This is a genomic window from Peribacillus sp. NPDC097895 (genome assembly GCF_050277555.1).
Taxonomy (GTDB): domain Bacteria; phylum Bacillota; class Bacilli; order Bacillales; family DSM-1321; genus Peribacillus.
In genome coordinates, this window is the sequence record NZ_JBNNSH010000001.1 from 960,448 (window position 1) to 975,133 (window position 14,686).

The 14,686-nt window shown below is 39.1% G+C and carries 18 protein-coding genes and 2 riboswitches; of the genes, 13 read left to right on the forward strand and 5 right to left on the reverse strand.

Features of this window, described 5'->3' with window-relative positions:
* The first annotated feature begins 125 nt into the window (after window positions 1-125).
* Together ACQKMH_RS04560 and ACQKMH_RS04565 are read left to right on the forward strand one after the other, a co-directional pair.
* The gene (locus tag ACQKMH_RS04560; RefSeq protein WP_427586271.1) at window positions 126-1,292 is read left to right on the forward strand and encodes a M14 family metallopeptidase; all 1,167 of its coding nucleotides are present in this window, start codon (window positions 126-128) and stop codon (window positions 1,290-1,292) included.
* A gap of 172 nt (window positions 1,293-1,464) precedes the next feature.
* Window positions 1,465-2,637 carry a hypothetical protein gene (locus tag ACQKMH_RS04565; RefSeq protein WP_427586272.1) on the forward strand — a complete coding sequence of 391 codons (1,173 nt, stop codon included), beginning with the start codon at window positions 1,465-1,467 and terminating at the stop codon, window positions 2,635-2,637.
* A gap of 41 nt (window positions 2,638-2,678) precedes the next feature.
* Here ACQKMH_RS04565 and ACQKMH_RS04570 read toward each other — a convergent pair whose 3' ends face one another.
* Entirely contained in the window at window positions 2,679-2,852 is a 174-nt protein-coding gene (locus ACQKMH_RS04570; protein ID WP_034308396.1) for a DUF2759 domain-containing protein, read from the reverse strand.
* A 232-nt stretch (window positions 2,853-3,084) separates the two neighbouring features.
* Here ACQKMH_RS04570 and ACQKMH_RS04575 point away from each other — a divergent pair, with 232 nt between their 5' ends.
* On the forward strand, window positions 3,085-3,711 hold the full coding sequence (locus ACQKMH_RS04575; RefSeq protein WP_427586273.1) for an MBL fold metallo-hydrolase: 627 nt from the start codon (window positions 3,085-3,087) through the stop codon (window positions 3,709-3,711).
* Between the two features lie 252 nt (window positions 3,712-3,963).
* Window positions 3,964-5,064: a class I SAM-dependent methyltransferase gene (locus tag ACQKMH_RS04580; protein ID WP_427586275.1), complete on the forward strand. Its 1,101-nt coding sequence runs from the start codon at window positions 3,964-3,966 to the stop codon at window positions 5,062-5,064.
* A gap of 54 nt (window positions 5,065-5,118) precedes the next feature.
* On the opposite strand, the gene ACQKMH_RS04585 is transcribed toward ACQKMH_RS04580, so the two are convergent.
* Together ACQKMH_RS04585 and ACQKMH_RS04590 are read right to left on the reverse strand one after the other, a co-directional pair.
* Entirely contained in the window at window positions 5,119-5,361 is a 243-nt protein-coding gene (locus ACQKMH_RS04585) for a DUF2626 domain-containing protein (RefSeq protein WP_076365317.1), read from the reverse strand.
* Window positions 5,362-5,445: 84 nt separating this feature from the next.
* Window positions 5,446-6,147, reverse strand: coding sequence for a helix-turn-helix transcriptional regulator (locus ACQKMH_RS04590; protein ID WP_427586276.1), 702 nt, complete (start codon window positions 6,145-6,147; stop codon window positions 5,446-5,448).
* Window positions 6,148-6,362: 215 nt separating this feature from the next.
* Between ACQKMH_RS04590 and ACQKMH_RS04595 the strand changes: the two genes are divergently transcribed.
* The 9 genes from ACQKMH_RS04595 (at window position 6,363) to ACQKMH_RS04635 (ending at window position 11,220) form a co-directional block, all read left to right on the forward strand.
* The gene (locus ACQKMH_RS04595; RefSeq protein WP_427586277.1) at window positions 6,363-6,743 is read left to right on the forward strand and encodes a Spx/MgsR family RNA polymerase-binding regulatory protein; all 381 of its coding nucleotides are present in this window, start codon (window positions 6,363-6,365) and stop codon (window positions 6,741-6,743) included.
* A 105-nt stretch (window positions 6,744-6,848) separates the two neighbouring features.
* On the forward strand, window positions 6,849-7,922 hold the full coding sequence (gene comGA, locus ACQKMH_RS04600; RefSeq protein ID WP_427587508.1) for a competence type IV pilus ATPase ComGA: 1,074 nt from the start codon (window positions 6,849-6,851) through the stop codon (window positions 7,920-7,922).
* Window positions 7,882-8,940 carry a competence type IV pilus assembly protein ComGB gene (gene comGB / locus ACQKMH_RS04605; RefSeq protein ID WP_427586278.1) on the forward strand — a complete coding sequence of 353 codons (1,059 nt, stop codon included), beginning with the start codon at window positions 7,882-7,884 and terminating at the stop codon, window positions 8,938-8,940. The genes comGA and comGB overlap by 41 nt, the downstream gene beginning before the upstream one ends.
* 76 nt (window positions 8,941-9,016) lie before the next feature.
* Entirely contained in the window at window positions 9,017-9,325 is a 309-nt protein-coding gene (comGC, locus tag ACQKMH_RS04610; RefSeq protein ID WP_427586279.1) for a competence type IV pilus major pilin ComGC, read from the forward strand.
* Window positions 9,315-9,776 (forward strand): competence type IV pilus minor pilin ComGD, encoded by a 462-nt coding sequence (comGD, locus tag ACQKMH_RS04615; RefSeq protein WP_427586280.1) that lies wholly within the window; start codon window positions 9,315-9,317, stop codon window positions 9,774-9,776. The genes comGC and comGD overlap by 11 nt, the downstream gene beginning before the upstream one ends.
* Window positions 9,763-10,101 (forward strand): hypothetical protein, encoded by a 339-nt coding sequence (locus tag ACQKMH_RS04620; protein WP_427586281.1) that lies wholly within the window; start codon window positions 9,763-9,765, stop codon window positions 10,099-10,101. The genes comGD and ACQKMH_RS04620 overlap by 14 nt, the downstream gene beginning before the upstream one ends.
* Entirely contained in the window at window positions 10,049-10,528 is a 480-nt protein-coding gene (comGF, locus tag ACQKMH_RS04625) for a competence type IV pilus minor pilin ComGF (RefSeq protein WP_427586282.1), read from the forward strand. The genes ACQKMH_RS04620 and comGF overlap by 53 nt, the downstream gene beginning before the upstream one ends.
* Window positions 10,521-10,907 carry a competence type IV pilus minor pilin ComGG gene (comGG, locus tag ACQKMH_RS04630; RefSeq protein ID WP_427586283.1) on the forward strand — a complete coding sequence of 129 codons (387 nt, stop codon included), beginning with the start codon at window positions 10,521-10,523 and terminating at the stop codon, window positions 10,905-10,907. The genes comGF and comGG overlap by 8 nt, the downstream gene beginning before the upstream one ends.
* 127 nt (window positions 10,908-11,034) lie before the next feature.
* Window positions 11,035-11,220 carry a YqzE family protein gene (locus ACQKMH_RS04635; protein ID WP_427586284.1) on the forward strand — a complete coding sequence of 62 codons (186 nt, stop codon included), beginning with the start codon at window positions 11,035-11,037 and terminating at the stop codon, window positions 11,218-11,220.
* Between the two features lie 358 nt (window positions 11,221-11,578).
* On the opposite strand, the gene ACQKMH_RS04640 is transcribed toward ACQKMH_RS04635, so the two are convergent.
* Window positions 11,579-12,376 (reverse strand): YqhG family protein, encoded by a 798-nt coding sequence (locus ACQKMH_RS04640; protein ID WP_427586285.1) that lies wholly within the window; start codon window positions 12,374-12,376, stop codon window positions 11,579-11,581.
* Complete coding sequence (locus tag ACQKMH_RS04645) at window positions 12,354-14,042, reverse strand: DEAD/DEAH box helicase (RefSeq protein ID WP_427586286.1); 1,689 nt, start codon at window positions 14,040-14,042, stop codon at window positions 12,354-12,356. Before ACQKMH_RS04645 ends, ACQKMH_RS04640 begins: the two co-directional genes overlap by 23 nt.
* 368 nt (window positions 14,043-14,410) lie before the next feature.
* Window positions 14,411-14,498, forward strand: a riboswitch (glycine riboswitch).
* 3 nt (window positions 14,499-14,501) lie between these two features.
* Window positions 14,502-14,585: riboswitch (glycine riboswitch) on the forward strand.
* Window positions 14,586-14,686 lie beyond the last annotated feature (101 nt).

Below are 14,686 nucleotides of genomic sequence, written 5' to 3' on the forward strand. Positions count from 1 at the left end.
TGTTTTTTCAGCGAATTTATGCCCATTCAGAAACAGCGCCATCCAATTATGTAACACGAAACTTCCTGAACATCTTTCTGTTAATCGTTTCATAAAATCAAACAATGAAAGGGGCGGAGGCTTTAATGAAAGTCGTGAGCAGAAACGGGGATAATTTGGCATATTACAGTGAATTGTTCGAAATTCCTAAAGTTTTGATCGAGGATGCGAATCCGGCCATTACTGGCGGAGTCTTGCCGATTGGCATGGAAGTGCAAATACCGGGGTTCGTTGTTCAGGAAGAGCCTCGGGTAGATATCACATTAGCCGATATCGCTTTACAGTATCACTTGCCTATCGATGCGATAGTATTAATGAACCAAGTTGAAGAAAAACCATTTTCCGTACCCGTTCGGGTCATGTACCCTTTCCTTGTCACCGAAAAGCCCTATGATTATCAATCACTCCTTGATGACCTTGAAATTCTATCTTTTCATTACCCCTTCATTAAAGTCGAATCGATCGGGAAGAGTGTATTAGGAAAAGAGCTCTTAGAAGTAAGAATCGGTCAAGGTGATAAGGTTATACATTATAATGGTTCATTCCATGCAAATGAATGGATCACTTCGGCGGTCTTGATGAAATGGCTGAATGATTTGCTGCTGGCATTAACGAATGATTGTACACTATGCGGGTTGGATTGTATGCCCTACTATCACGATGTGACCATTTCGATGGTTCCGATGGTTAATCCGGATGGAGTGGAGCTAGTCCTAAAGGGGGAGCAGGCAGCGGAGGGGAAAGTCGATGTCCTAAAAATAAATAACGGCAATTCCGCCTTTTATGCTTGGAAAGCCAATATCCGTGGAGTAGACCTGAATAATCAATATCCGGCCAATTGGGAGATCGAAAAGCAAAGAAAGATTCCAAAAGCTCCAGCCCCGAGGGATTTTCCGGGAGAGACCGCTTTATCAGAGCCCGAAGCATTGGCCCTGAAGGAGTTGGCTGAAAAACGGAACTTTGAAAGAGTGCTGGCACTTCATACACAGGGAAAGGAATTCTATTGGGGATATGAAGGACATGAACCCGAACAGGCAGCAAGTATTGCGCGGGAGTTTGAGGAGCGAAGCGGATATCGGGCGGTTCAATACGTTGATAGCCATGCAGGGTACAAAGATTGGTTCATTCAGGAATTCAAGCGGGGTGGATTCACAATCGAGCTGGGAAAGGGAATTAATCCACTTCCATTATCCCATTTGCCTGGAATTTATGAAGATTCCGTTAAGATTTTGATGGCAGGCTTGTATATGTGATGTCATTATCATAAGGAATATACTTCCATAAAAATATAAGATAATTATTCGCCACATTTGCTCATTTTTACTTTATAATGAAAGTCGTAAGGGTTCGATTGGTTAATCCTTACACTCTTTCTAATGTCTCGCTCACATATGCCAGGCGTTTTAGTTTTGAAGTGGGAGGTGTGTGGGGATTAAAGTATCCAAAGCGGCACTTTGTATGCGGCTTTCCATTTGTAAGATGTTGTGTTTCGTCCCATTATTTATCTCCACTATCCTTCTTATCTCGGCTTGTGAGCCTTCCAAGGACCTTAGTAAACCCGTAAATGATACGGAAAAAGAACACTCCCAATCTACCCTGGAAACTCCAGTAAGCAAATTAAAGATCCCGACTGCAGAAACGGAAAAAATCGAAGCCATATATGGATGGCTTGATTCTAAAACCATTTTATATTCTGTAAAGCGTGATGGTAGTAAAATATCCCAGCTGATGGCATGGAATTTGGAAACGAATGAAACCTCCATTTTTTATCAGCCGGCTTTTGCGTTTTCTGAAGTGTCAATCAGTCCGTCTGGTACGCATATATTGGTATCGTCCTTCACGTCTTCTGGTAAAGCATCAATCACAATACTCGATCACACAGGAAATCCGCTTTATACTGTAGCGATTCCAGCCTATGAATTATCTTATGTGTGGAATACATATCAAGATGGCGTGTTGTTTTTATCGAGTTTTTATGAAGATTGGACGTATAGCAGTTATGTGTTGAATCCAGATGATCAAACAATGGAAACACTGGACTTTCCGCAGCCCTTTGCTCAATGGGCAAGTGAAAAGGAATTGATGTTTCTTGATTGGGATAGGGAAGAACCTGCTTTGACGGCTCCCTTAGAAAGAAAAGCGCTGAATGATGATGGAGCGGATAGTCTTATGCTCGATGTCATTCACTTCAAAAAAATGAAACAAGCGCTGATGACGATTCAAGTGGAGACAGAAAAACAAGATCGGGGTACATACGCATTTTATGATCAAGCAAACAAACCGATCCACTCTTTTTCCGTGCCACTATTGAAAAACTTTACAGATTGGGTGATTCCATCTTACGATTTCAATGAAAAAAACAAGGAATTCATAACGTTTATTCCTAATGAATCAAAAGATGCGGACCAATATGAAGGAAGGTTTACCTTAACTAAATTAAATTGGGAAAAAGGCACACAAGAAGAATTGATGAAGGACATGGAAAATGAACCATTAAGCTGTTCGCTTGATGGCAACCTCTGCTTATATGGATATCAATTTGAGAAAATCATTGATATGAAAACCCATCAAATACAAAGATTATTTAAACAAACATAATGAACAATAACAAAAGCTCGCCGGTTGGCGAGCTTTTTTCTTTAATGTGCAACAGGAAAACCGCTGTTGATGACAGTCATAACAGTAAACCAGCCAAACACGACAGCACTGCCGGCTGCAAAAATGAATCCTAAGAAGTTTCTCTTTTTTAATGAAGTAAATACAGCGGCTACTCCTAAGATAGCCACAAGTCCGAAAACAACCATTAATATCATATCAAAACCCCCTTTTTCGTAATGAATACCTCATCTCTAATAATATACCCAGAGAATAAAGCAACTACCAAAAATATGTAGAAAAGATTGCATTTGTTAATATTTTAATATTTTTTCAAATATTTGTCGAGGTTTAAAAGGTGACACTTGTATGGCTTAAGTAAACTGGATTAACATTAGCAGCTTGAATTGGTGTAAGATGGAGATAGAAAATTATATTGGAGTTGATGAAATGAAATGGACACAAATTCCTCTAGGCCCGCTGCAAACGAATTGTTATGTAGTTTCCAATGAAAAGGATTGCATCATTTTCGATCCGGGTGAAGAGCCTCAGAAAATCATTCAGTACATACAAACAAAAAAATTGAGGCCTTTGGCTATTTTATTGACACATGCACATTTTGATCATATTGGTGCTCTGGATGCCATTCGGGATTATTATGAGATACCTGCCTATATCCATGAAAAAGAGGCCAAGTGGCTACTTGATCCCGCTTTAAATGGTTCCCAAAACTGGTTTCCTGAAAACCCGATGCGCATGAAGCCGGCCGATCATATCCTGGCAAATGAGCAGGAACTTACTATTGGTGATTTCACTTTCGAGGTATTTGAAACCCCTGGACACTCACCAGGCAGCGTTTCGTATTATGCAAAGGAAGAACGTCTTCTCTTCTCAGGGGACGTCTTGTTCCAGGGAAGCATTGGCAGAACGGATTTAATAGGCGGTAGCGAGTCCGTGCTGTTAAAAAGCATTGATACGAAACTGCTGACACTTTCTGATGATACTATTGTTTTTCCGGGGCATGGGCCAGTCACGACAATAGTAGATGAAAAGAACACAAATCCCTTTTTGAGATAAGAACCTTTGCAGGTGCCATTTGGTACCTGCTTTATTTTAAGTTCTTTACATGTAAAAATATTGAAAAAAGACATTTTCGCAACTATACTGATTATGCTCCATAATAAATTGAACATTTTGTGAACTTTGAAATATAGTTGGAATTATTTTCTGTAGATTGTCGATGAAATAACTTATTTTTGACCATGTAGCTAGTTCACAAAATTAGGGGAAGGATTAATCTCTAAATATGATGGCGGAGGCGGTGGCATTGTGTTGAAAAATCACTTGATTAAATTGATAGAAAGCAGCCCCCAAAAAAGAATTTCCTATCATGACTATATGGATGCTGTTTTATATTCGCCAAATATTGGTTACTATGTACGGGAAAAAGAGAAAATCGGCTCAAGAGGGGATTTTTATACGTCTGGAAATGTTGGGGATGCATTTGGGAGGACACTCGCCAGATGGTTTATTTATTTGATAAAAGTGTGCGGAGTTTCACCGAGAATCGTTGAAATTGGTGCAGGTGACGGCAAGTTGGCTAATGACATCCTCGGTTTCATTAAAGAAACGGAACCGCGTATATGGGACTCTCTAACGTATATTCTTGTTGATAGCAGTCCGTATCACAGAAAGATTCAACAGAAGCGTCTAGGGATGTTCCAACAGGCAGTATTTGCTACCAGTTTAGAAAAATGGAAGAAAATAAATGGAGTCGTCTTTTCAAATGAACTATTCGATGCTTTACCTGTACATGTGATTGAAAAGAATAATGGAGCCCTTGAAGAGGTGTTCGTCGCTGTGAAGGAAGGCCATCTGGTTGAAGTGAGGGAACCTTTGGTAAACCCTGACGTTCTATCTTACCTAACAGAGAGGGCCATCATAATAAAAGAAAAACAAAGATACGAAGTTCCGCTAAAAATGGTCGAGGAATATGAGAAAATCGCTTCGAGTATCATATCGGGTATTTTCCTTACAATTGATTATGGTTATACCGAACAGGAATGGAAGGAGCCAGCTCATCTTCAAGGGAGCTTGAGGGGCTATTATCAGCATGAAATGATTAAAGATGCCCTTATGTATCCTGGTGATATGGATTTGACGACACATATCCATTTTGACACATTAATCGGAAGTGGAAAAAGAAAGGGTCTTTCCAATGAGGGGCTTTATCCGCAAAATGAATTCCTGCTTAAAACTGGGATACTTGAGGAATTGAAGGAACACCAAGAGACCGATCCATTCTCAAAAACGGCAAAACGCAATCGGGCAATTCGGGGGTTAATCGTACCAGGGGGATTTAGTGCACATTTTAGAGTGTTGCTTCAATCGAAGAATTTATTTCAAGAAGTAAAGCTCTTTCCTGTATAAGGACAAGTAAAAACCCATGAATCAAAATTCATGGGTTATGTAAATTGCTTGTTCTTAATGCGCAGTACCCGGAGTCATCATAAATACGCTCCAGTAGGAAAATCCTGCAAAGAAAACGGTAAGATAGGCGCCGAAAACGTAAATATACATGCGCTCAGATAATTTCAAATAACTTAAAAGTACAAAAAAGATAGTTTGTGCAAAGAAAAGTAAAGAAGTTTGATGCATATGGCCAAGATAAAAGAAAATTGCCATAATTCCTGTCCAAAATCCACATACTCTGAACATTCGTTCCATCCGAATCCCTCCTTATGTCTGTCGTGTACATTCCAAATAATTATAAATGAAATTGTAAGGTAATGTAAAGGATGCCTTTTGTTTCTATGTGAGAACAGAAACCTGATAAGAACATGTTGCGCAATTGGACATCATATTTTCTATTTCCACAATATGTACATTGTCAAACAAGGCTTCGAACATCCCTTTTAAAAATGAATTGTGCATGGAACACATTGTATCTGGCTCTACTGCAGTAACTTCCTTAAACGGACAATTGAAGATACGAAAGTAAATTTTATTTTCTACTTCGCTTGCTTGTATTTCAGGTGAGAAGCCTGCAATGGTAGCCGCATTTTTAAGCATGTCGACTTTTTCCGAAAAAGCAAGTCCATCAATCGGTGTTGAGTTCAAAGATAGTTGCTCTTTGATCAATTCCCCTCCGAATAATTTTCCCGTTTCATAAAGAGCCTGTTTCCCTTGTTCTCCTAATGTCATCATCGTCTGGATTGCAATCCTTGATAGCAGCTGATAGTCCCTATACGGAAAATGAAGCTGAATGACTTTATTAGACAATCGATAAAGCCTGCCGGGCCGTCCGCCTTTCCCCGTCTTGCGAGCATCCGAAGTGAGCATATCAACATCCTCAAGTTTTGATAAATGTAAACGGGCAACATTTGGATGGATTTTAAAAGATTCGGCGATTTGCTGTACCGATACATCGCCATGGTTGTTCACAATAAATTGATAAATATAAAATCGGGTTGGATCTGCTAACACGTTTGTTATTCTTAATGTTTGTTCCATTAATACCCTCCTGCTGTAACATAGTTAATTATGCCCATTATAATACAGGCAGAAAAAAATGGAATAACAGAAAGGGCAAACTCCCTTTAGTTTAAAAAAAGTTCACATTTTAAACGGTTTTATGGTGCAAAAAGATATACAATTATTATACATATATTATACACTCGTTATATATGATATAAATATATACAAAATGTGAACGGGGGAGTGTTTGAATGGAGCAGTTAACTTTCTTTTCATACCCAAGCTGTACATCTTGCCGAAAAACAAAAAAATGGTTAAAAGCCAATCATATTTCCTTCGATGAGCGACATTTATTCAGAGAAACTCCAACTGAAGCAGAGTTAAAAAGAATTCTTGCCTTGACAACGGAAGGCCTTGATGAAGTTTTAGCAACAAGAAGTGAAGCATACAAAGGCTTACATGTTAATATTGACGAAATGTTGCTTTCTGATGTCATCCAATTATTGACAAGAGAACCGAAGTTATTAAGAAGGCCCATCCTTATTGATGGGGAAAAATTAGTGATTGGTCACAATGAAGATGCATTAAGAAATTTGGTCTCACATAAGGTGGATTTGAAAATGAGCATGTAAGTTGATTCTCGAAATTTTTTTCGGGAATTTTTTTATTTTGAAGCAGGAATTTGTCGTGGGTTGTCGAATTTTTACTAACAAGAATCATAGGAGGTGATGAATGATTTGATATCGATTGAAAAGACAGCAGAAAAAATACTTACCCGGGCGATTCAGTTATCTGCATCGGATATCCACATTTTTTTTCGCAAGGAGGGCCCCCTCATCCAATTCAGAGTAGACAATAAGCTCGTTCCTCAAGAAACAATAACGCTCTTCGAAGCTGAAAGGCTCATAGCCCATTTGAAGTTCCTTGCCGCTATGGATATAGGGGAGAAAAGGAGACCTCAGAGTGGCGCAATCACCATCAATTTAGCTAACCAAGTGGTTGGTCTCCGTCTCTCCACATTACCCACTGCCCATCTCGAAAGTTTGGTCATCCGCTTAATACCCCAACAGAATATCCTTCCTCTAGAACAGTTATCTTTATTTCCAAACACCATTCAAAAATTAATTGCACTTCTGAAGCACTCCCATGGCATGCTCATATTTACCGGTCCAACCGGTAGTGGAAAAACCACGACACTATATTCCCTCCTTCATCATGCGCATGAGTTGATCAATCGAAATATCATTACACTTGAAGATCCCATTGAAAATGTATCCGAAAAGGTTCTGCAAGTCCAAATCAATGAAAAGGCGGGCATTACGTATTCTGTCGGCCTAAAAGCAGTGCTAAGGCATGATCCGGATGTGATCATGGTTGGGGAAATCAGGGATTCCGAAACGGCGAAAATCGCAGTGCGTGCCGCATTGACCGGTCATTTGATCCTTACGACCATGCACACAAGGGATGCACAAGGAGCGATCTCCAGGTTACTTGAATTCGGTGTCAGCATGCTAGAGATAGAACAGAGTTTGATTGGCGTGACAGCACAGCGGCTGGTTGAATTGAGATGTGTTCCCTGTAAAGGGGACTGTGCTTTAGCTTGCCAAATGACTGTAAGAAATAAAAGGGCAAGTGTGTATGAATTGCTATATGGAAAAAGTTTGGCGGAGGTTATACAGATGTTGGGGGAAAAAAGAAAGACATTAATAGACTACCGTCAATTAAAGGATGAAATAGGAAAAGCGGTTGCAATGGGCTATGTGGATTCACATGAATATGAACGGTTGGTATACCATGAAGCAAAAGAGTAAATGGAAGATAAAAGAACAAGCAATCTTTATTTCGAAGTTAGGGGAATTATTGAGCCATGGCTATCCATTGGCAGATGCTTTACATTTTCTCGAGTTTCAGGAATCAAAGAAGAAAGCAGGGGATTTTACTCATGCTATACAGGATTTAAGGAACGGATATACGTTGCATCAAGTGTTGACCCATCTTCATTTTCATCCACAACTTGTAAGTTATATTTTTTATGGAGAACAATATGGCGACCTGGATCGGGCGTTGAAAGATGGAGGGCGATATTGGAAGAAAAGAACGGAAGATATGGAAAAAGTAAAAAAGTTAATGGTGTATCCCTTGTTTTTGGTGTTTTTTGTAAGTATCGTGTTTTATATTCTGCAGAGTGTCCTCCTTCCTGAATTTCAGACCATTTTTTTCACGATGAATGTTGAGCAGAATATCTTCCTCAAAATATTGTCAGCTGCTTCATTCATTCTCCCTGTTTTCCCCTTCATTTTGCTCGGATTGCTCCTATTCATGTATGTACTCAAACGATTTTGGTTTAACGGATTATGCCCATTAAGACAGAGAAGGATTTTAATGGGCATCCCGATATCAGGGACCTTCATCAAGTTATATGAAACGTATTTTTTTGCATGCCAATTAAGTGGTTTACTTTCAGGAGGGCTATCCATTAACGAGAGCATTAAGTTGTTCTCTAAAAATCAGCAGCAGCCTTTTTATCAAAAACTATGCTCGATCATTAAGGATGATCTTACCGAGGGAAGATCGCTCGAAGTGATCTTTCGGGAGCTCCCTTATTTTGATGCGAATTTACCAGTTGTAGCTGCAAATGGCCAAAAATACGGCAGACTTGATGCGGAGCTGCTTCATTATAGTCGTTTTTTGCTTGAGAGAATTGAAGAGAGAATGAATGCAATCTTGAAAACCATCCAGCCTCTTATGTTTTCTTTGATAGGTCTTTTGATCGTTTCCATTTATTTAGCGGTTTTGCTGCCGATGTTCTCTCTGCTGGAAGGTATATAAATTTTACTAATGAATTTTGGAGGTGAATCTGCTCATGAAACCTTCTGGAACCTGATGGTTTCATAAGCAGGAAGATATGAAGAAAGTGATGAATGAAAAAGGTTTTACACTAATTGAGATGCTTATCGTTTTGCTTGTCATATCCATTCTTCTAATTATTACCATACCCAATATTACAAAGAATCAATCGACGATCCACTCTAGAGGATGTGAAGCATTCGTGAAGATGGCTCAAGCCCAGGTGCAAGCATATGAGATTGACAATGGAAAACTGCCCAAAAGTATCGATGAATTGGAAAGTCAAGGGTATCTTAAACAGACTTCCTGTCCTAATGGAGATGATATAAGTTTGGATAACAAAGGAAAGATTACAGTTGTTCAGTAAGAGAAACGTGAATGTACAGCATTCGAATGGGGGGTATACCCTGACGGAAACCCTTATTGTCCTCTTCATTTTTGTGCTTCTGATTTCCCTCAGTCCCAATTTATATCCTAGCTTCACGAAAGGAATGGAAAATAGGCTATTTCTTTCTCAATTGAAAGACGACCTTTTCTATGCACAACAGTATGCCATCAGTCATGAAAGCTTGGTTTACCTCCATTTTGATAATACGAACAAGATTTATACCGTTTCATCATTTTATGATGGAATCGTTCTAGAGAGAAAGATACCAAAGGATATACACTTTTTAAGTGGCACATTAGGGTTTAGTTTTCATTTCAATCAATATGGAAATGCTTCAAAAGCCGGAACGCTGACGATTGACACGTCAAAAGGAAATTACAAATTTGTGCTCAATATCGGTAAGGGGAGGTTCAGGATTGAGAAATTGTAAGGGATATGTCTACCTTGAGCTGATAGCTGCCTTTTCTGTTTGTATATTCTTGATCCTTTCCATTTTACCGATTCTTGAGGAGTTAATGATACTTCGGAAAAATGTTGTCATAAGGACAGAAGCCCACCATTTACTATATGAAAGATTGACGGCATTTGTGGATGGGGAGATACAAGCACTTGAACAGGAAATCATTATCCAAAAAAGATCGTATGAATTGATTTGGAAGGACAAAGGGGAATTACCGGGAATGATTGAAGGGTGTGTACGTTATGAAGATGCATCAGGTAAAAGTGAATCCATTTGTGATGCTGCGAAAAAATGATGGCTTTACGATGATCGAAATGCTTTTTTCTTTAATGATTTTAATGACGACATCTCTATTTGTCTTACAGCTTTTTTCAATCATTCACACCCAGATGGTGGCCAACGACAAATTGAATCCTAAAGAGTGGGAGGTCTTTACCATGCAAATGCAGCAGGAAGTCAGGAGTTCTAAAGTTCAGGATGTAATGGGAAATAAATTGTATTTGCTATCGGGCGAACAATTATCATCCATTGAGCAATATGAAGATATGGTCCGCAGACGTGTGAATGGTATGGGACATGAAGTCATCTTGCAAAATATTTTGGAATTCGAGGTAAAAAAGGATGGCAATTTCATTGTTATCCATATAACGGATAAAGCAGGGACTACTTTTAGTCGAAGATTTCACCCTTTCCTTAGAAATGAGAAGAAAGTCGATGAATAATCAAAAAGGAGTCGTTTTCCCGATGGTCATGATTGTAGCGAGTGTTTTTATCATGTTCACGATATTAATGATCGATCAATTTATCATCGATAAAAAATTTTATAAAGAAGTGGAAGAATCGTTGGTGGCAGATCATCTTGTCCATCTTGCCGTTAAGGATGTGACAGCAGAGTGGGCAGGAGAAATCCCCAAGATCACTCAAGGGGAGATTTCATACCCAAATGGTGTGGTGCGGTATTCCTTGACGAAACAGGATAGTCCTTATGTTTATATTGAATTTACTTCCACAACTAAAAATGACCGAGTGGGCAGGGTCATCATTCAGTACGATATAGAAGTGGGGAGAGTGACAGAATGGATAGAAAAACAGGCTGTGTGATGTTCTAGGTCAACGAAGTCTTAGTTGATCATTTTAAAAGCTCCTGAAGGGTGAGGGATGTGTTTATGGAACACATGAGGAATAAAAGTGGCGTAAACCGGGCATACTTTTCATAGGGTGATGTTATATGTCTACTAATGCTTATATTAAATATCTGACTCAACAGTTTGTCGAATATTTCAATCTGACTAGAAAAGAACGTAAAGAAAAGCGCCGTCATAGAAAAGAGGATAAAAATCATGGTATATCCCATTGGTTTGGCATTGTCCCTTTCGCTTTGTCGATGTTCGTAAGGAATAATATAAAAAAATAAATTAAATGTCCGATCTTAGGAGAAATCAGACTGTAGACAAATTCGAAGAAAGCGAGTTTGCCTACAGTTTTTTTCATTAAAAAACGTTCCAGTTGTTTTCAGAAATTCGCTCCCTTTCCGCCGACTTTCTGCCAAGCCTCCTCGCCGTAAGCGTCTGCGGGGTCTTGGCTAGCCAGTTATTCGAAAGGCGTGTCGCAAATTTCTTCAATCCAATAAGCATTTCACAAATCAGTAAAAACCATAAAATATCCCCTAGCCCTATTTAAATCATGGTTCCGGATGAGACCATTCTGAATCCCCTTTTGCCAACAGATGTCCCAATCCTAGGACATCTGTTTTTTTATTAAGCAACGTTTACCTATCCCAACGCTCTATCTGAAAGGTAAAATAATCCTCCGTTAATGATGGAGATTCTAATGTTCGGTTCATATTGCGCTTTTAATGCTTCTTTTTCGGTATAATAGCTGTCACTTTTCTCATCCATATCTTTGTAAAAATGCTCCAATAAATTCAAGTCATTCTGCCAGCGCAATATGGCTTCTTCCGCCCAAGAATGGTCATCCCCTTCGAAACTTCTTCTGATGTATGTATCCAGTCTTGCCAATCCACTCTTTGGCATGATTAGCGGTGAAAGTGTATAGGAGTAATCCGGTATTTTGGGGGTGACCTTAACCGGTAAAACCCGATGGTGAAAACCTTCCATGATCTCGCCTGAGATTAAATTCAATCCGATCGACATAAAGGTATCTTTTTTACGATCGCATTGATAAGATATCTTCACATTCATGGTTAGCCAGGGGTACAATGGATTATTCCCACCTTTTGATGGAGCGGTATTCTCAAAAAGCCGAGTATACCCTGCAAGCTTTTTTGTTGATTGAATGATCTGATGTAGGCGAGGAGATCCAAAATGAATCATTTCTCCCTTCAAATCTGGTGGAGCATGTTCTGGATCGGTAATGAAAGTAATCTTGGCCGGATTCGGAATGCCACCTGTTTTTTCTAGATAGTGCCAATAAAAGGGACGATTCATTAATTCTTTATCCATTTCAATCGTCAATTGAACTGTTAGGTGGGCTGATGTATTTTCTAGTATTTCACAATCATTGGCATTAAAGTATGTTATTAAAAATTCATGAATTTCCTGTTGCTGCATGAATCTCACCTTCTTTCATCGATTGAGCGAATTGAATTAACGACGAAAAATTATCCATCTTGATTTTCATTTCGCCCTCTGTCTTGGATTCACCGACCACATCAATTAAATATTCTTCAATGTTGCTAATATCCAGTTTGGTTAGAATATCATCCAATTCACCAATTACTTTTTCAAATAAATTAATTTTTTCGTAAAGTAACTTTAGAATATGTTCTTCAACTGTATTTTTCGTGGCAAAGTTATAAATCATCACATCTTCTTCCTGACCAAGCCGATGAATCCGGCCAATTCTTTGCTCAAGTCTCATGGGGTTCCATGGCAGGTCAAAATTAATCAAGTGATGACAAAACTGAAGATTTATTCCTTCCCCGCCAGCTTCTGTAGCAATTAGTACCTGTATATTCTTTTGGAATAATTCTCGCATCCAGTCTTTCTTTCCACGCTTAAAACCGCCTCGGAAAGGAACTGAAGAAATTCCATTCTGTTGTAGGTACCATTGAAGATATAGCTGAGTGGCCCGATATTCGGTAAAGATAATCACTTTGTCATCAATTTTCTTGATCAGTTCCAAGGCTTTTTCAGCCTTGGAATTCTGAACCGTTTCATTCACTTTAGTAAATAAATCATCAAGCTTGGCCAAAAAGTCAGGCGAGGGTTGTTCGTATTTAGCTTTCATATTCTTTAATGTATAAAAAACTGCCTCTCTGCTGCTGCATGCTTCCCTTTGGAGGGTGAGAGCCGAAAAGGCGCTACCTTTTGATCCATCTGAAATCGGCTTGAATTGGGAAACGGCGTCGTACAAGGCCTGTTCAGTTGGGGAAAATTCAATGTTGATCGTTTCCACATGCCTTTTCGTCCATTCAATACCAGTATCAGCCCGCCGATTTCGAATCATTACAGTGTTGACCAGTTCCTTTAGGTGTTCATCTTCAATTATGTTCCTTCCTTTCCCTTTATATTTTTCTGAAAAGAGTGAAGCATTTCCCAAGTGTCCTGGTTTCAATAACGAAACAAGGTGAAAAATTTCCTCTACTTTATTTTGAATCGGAGTTGCTGTCAGGAGTAAACAAAATTTCTTTTTCAGATTTTGGACGAATTCATAATTCTTCGTCTTATTATTTTTAAGTTTGTGAGCTTCGTCAATAATGATGAAGTCATATTCCTGATTGAAAATGATATCACGATGTGGAGCGCGTTTCGCTGTATCTATGGATGAAATGACCACATCGCAGGAGTCCCAAACATAACTTTTTCGCTGAACGACTGCTGGAATATGAAACTTGGTATTCAATTCAAAAGCCCATTGTGTCACAAGGGAAGCCGGTACAAGAATCAATACTTTTTTTACAAGGCCTCTAATCATATACTCTTTTAGGATCAAGCCAGCCTCGATTGTTTTTCCGAGCCCTACCTCATCGGCTAATATGGCCTTGCCATTCATCTTTTCCACTACTTGTTTTGCTGCTTCCAATTGGTGGGGAAGCGGGGTTAATTGCGGAAGGTGCTTGGGCGCCTGTAAACCTTCAAAATCAGGGATGATGAGATTTTCCTCCATTTGAACAGCAAGCTTATACAGCTCCCAATTTCCCCATGGACCATCATTCTCGATCTTTTGTAAAAACTCGTCATTCCATTCAGAATTGAAGGATATATTGATTTTCATAGAAATAACTCCCTCTTAAATCATAAATTCCTTAATATAAGGTCAAAATCCGAACGTTTCATATATAAAGTAAGAAAAATATTTATCTCCAAAAGATATTGCAGAGATAAGTTTCTTAGGGTAGGATATAAGTATATTTAGAAAATTCCAATTTCCAAACGCTGAAAATGAATTATTTTATATCGATTTTTCAGTTTACGTGCCCTTAGTATGGGCAATAGGCTCCTGCTTTATCCATGATAACTGAAGGAGATCATTCAATTGGTTCCGGAAAGTTTTTGGAGTGTGGGGTCTTTAAATGCTTCCGATGCTTTACTAATGGTTGGGAGTGGTTCACTTGCTTTCATTGGTAGACATTTTATATGCGGGTGAAGATAAGGGGAGAGACTACGGATGTAGCGCCGAAGGAGCAAACTTAGCAGTGAATCTCTCAGGCAAAAGAACTCTTATTGGACGCAACTCTGGAGAGCGCCGCCCGTATTGGGATGGCCACCAAAGGGGAAAACCTATTATATAGGTAAACTTTCAGGTTTCAGGACAGAGAAAAAGCTCAAACGGGCTTTCTCTGTCCTTTTTTGTGCTTTTTTTACATCATGACTCAGGATTTCTGATGGGTATGACAAGAAGCTTTTTGAAGCCGATTT

Excerpts from the sequence above, each read along its gene's own strand:
- ACQKMH_RS04635 (WP_427586284.1), top strand. The coding sequence starts at position 11,035 with ATGTCTACTAATGCTTATATTAAATATCTGACTCAACAGTTTGTCGAA.
- ACQKMH_RS04575 (WP_427586273.1), top strand. The coding sequence starts at position 3,085 with ATGAAATGGACACAAATTCCTCTAGGCCCGCTGCAAACGAATTGTTAT.
- comGG (WP_427586283.1), top strand. The coding sequence starts at position 10,521 with ATGAATAATCAAAAAGGAGTCGTTTTCCCGATGGTCATGATTGTAGCG.
- comGF (WP_427586282.1), top strand. The coding sequence starts at position 10,049 with ATGAAGATGCATCAGGTAAAAGTGAATCCATTTGTGATGCTGCGAAAA.
- ACQKMH_RS04570 (WP_034308396.1), bottom strand. The coding sequence starts at position 2,852 with ATGATATTAATGGTTGTTTTCGGACTTGTGGCTATCTTAGGAGTAGCC.
- ACQKMH_RS04595 (WP_427586277.1), top strand. The coding sequence starts at position 6,363 with ATGGAGCAGTTAACTTTCTTTTCATACCCAAGCTGTACATCTTGCCGA.
- ACQKMH_RS04560 (WP_427586271.1), top strand. The coding sequence starts at position 126 with ATGAAAGTCGTGAGCAGAAACGGGGATAATTTGGCATATTACAGTGAA.
- comGC (WP_427586279.1), top strand. The coding sequence starts at position 9,017 with ATGAAGAAAGTGATGAATGAAAAAGGTTTTACACTAATTGAGATGCTT.
- ACQKMH_RS04645 (WP_427586286.1), bottom strand. The coding sequence starts at position 14,042 with ATGAAAATCAATATATCCTTCAATTCTGAATGGAATGACGAGTTTTTA.
- ACQKMH_RS04640 (WP_427586285.1), bottom strand. The coding sequence starts at position 12,376 with ATGCAGCAACAGGAAATTCATGAATTTTTAATAACATACTTTAATGCC.
- ACQKMH_RS04590 (WP_427586276.1), bottom strand. The coding sequence starts at position 6,147 with ATGGAACAAACATTAAGAATAACAAACGTGTTAGCAGATCCAACCCGA.
- ACQKMH_RS04585 (WP_076365317.1), bottom strand. The coding sequence starts at position 5,361 with ATGGAACGAATGTTCAGAGTATGTGGATTTTGGACAGGAATTATGGCA.
- comGB (WP_427586278.1), top strand. The coding sequence starts at position 7,882 with ATGAATATGAACGGTTGGTATACCATGAAGCAAAAGAGTAAATGGAAG.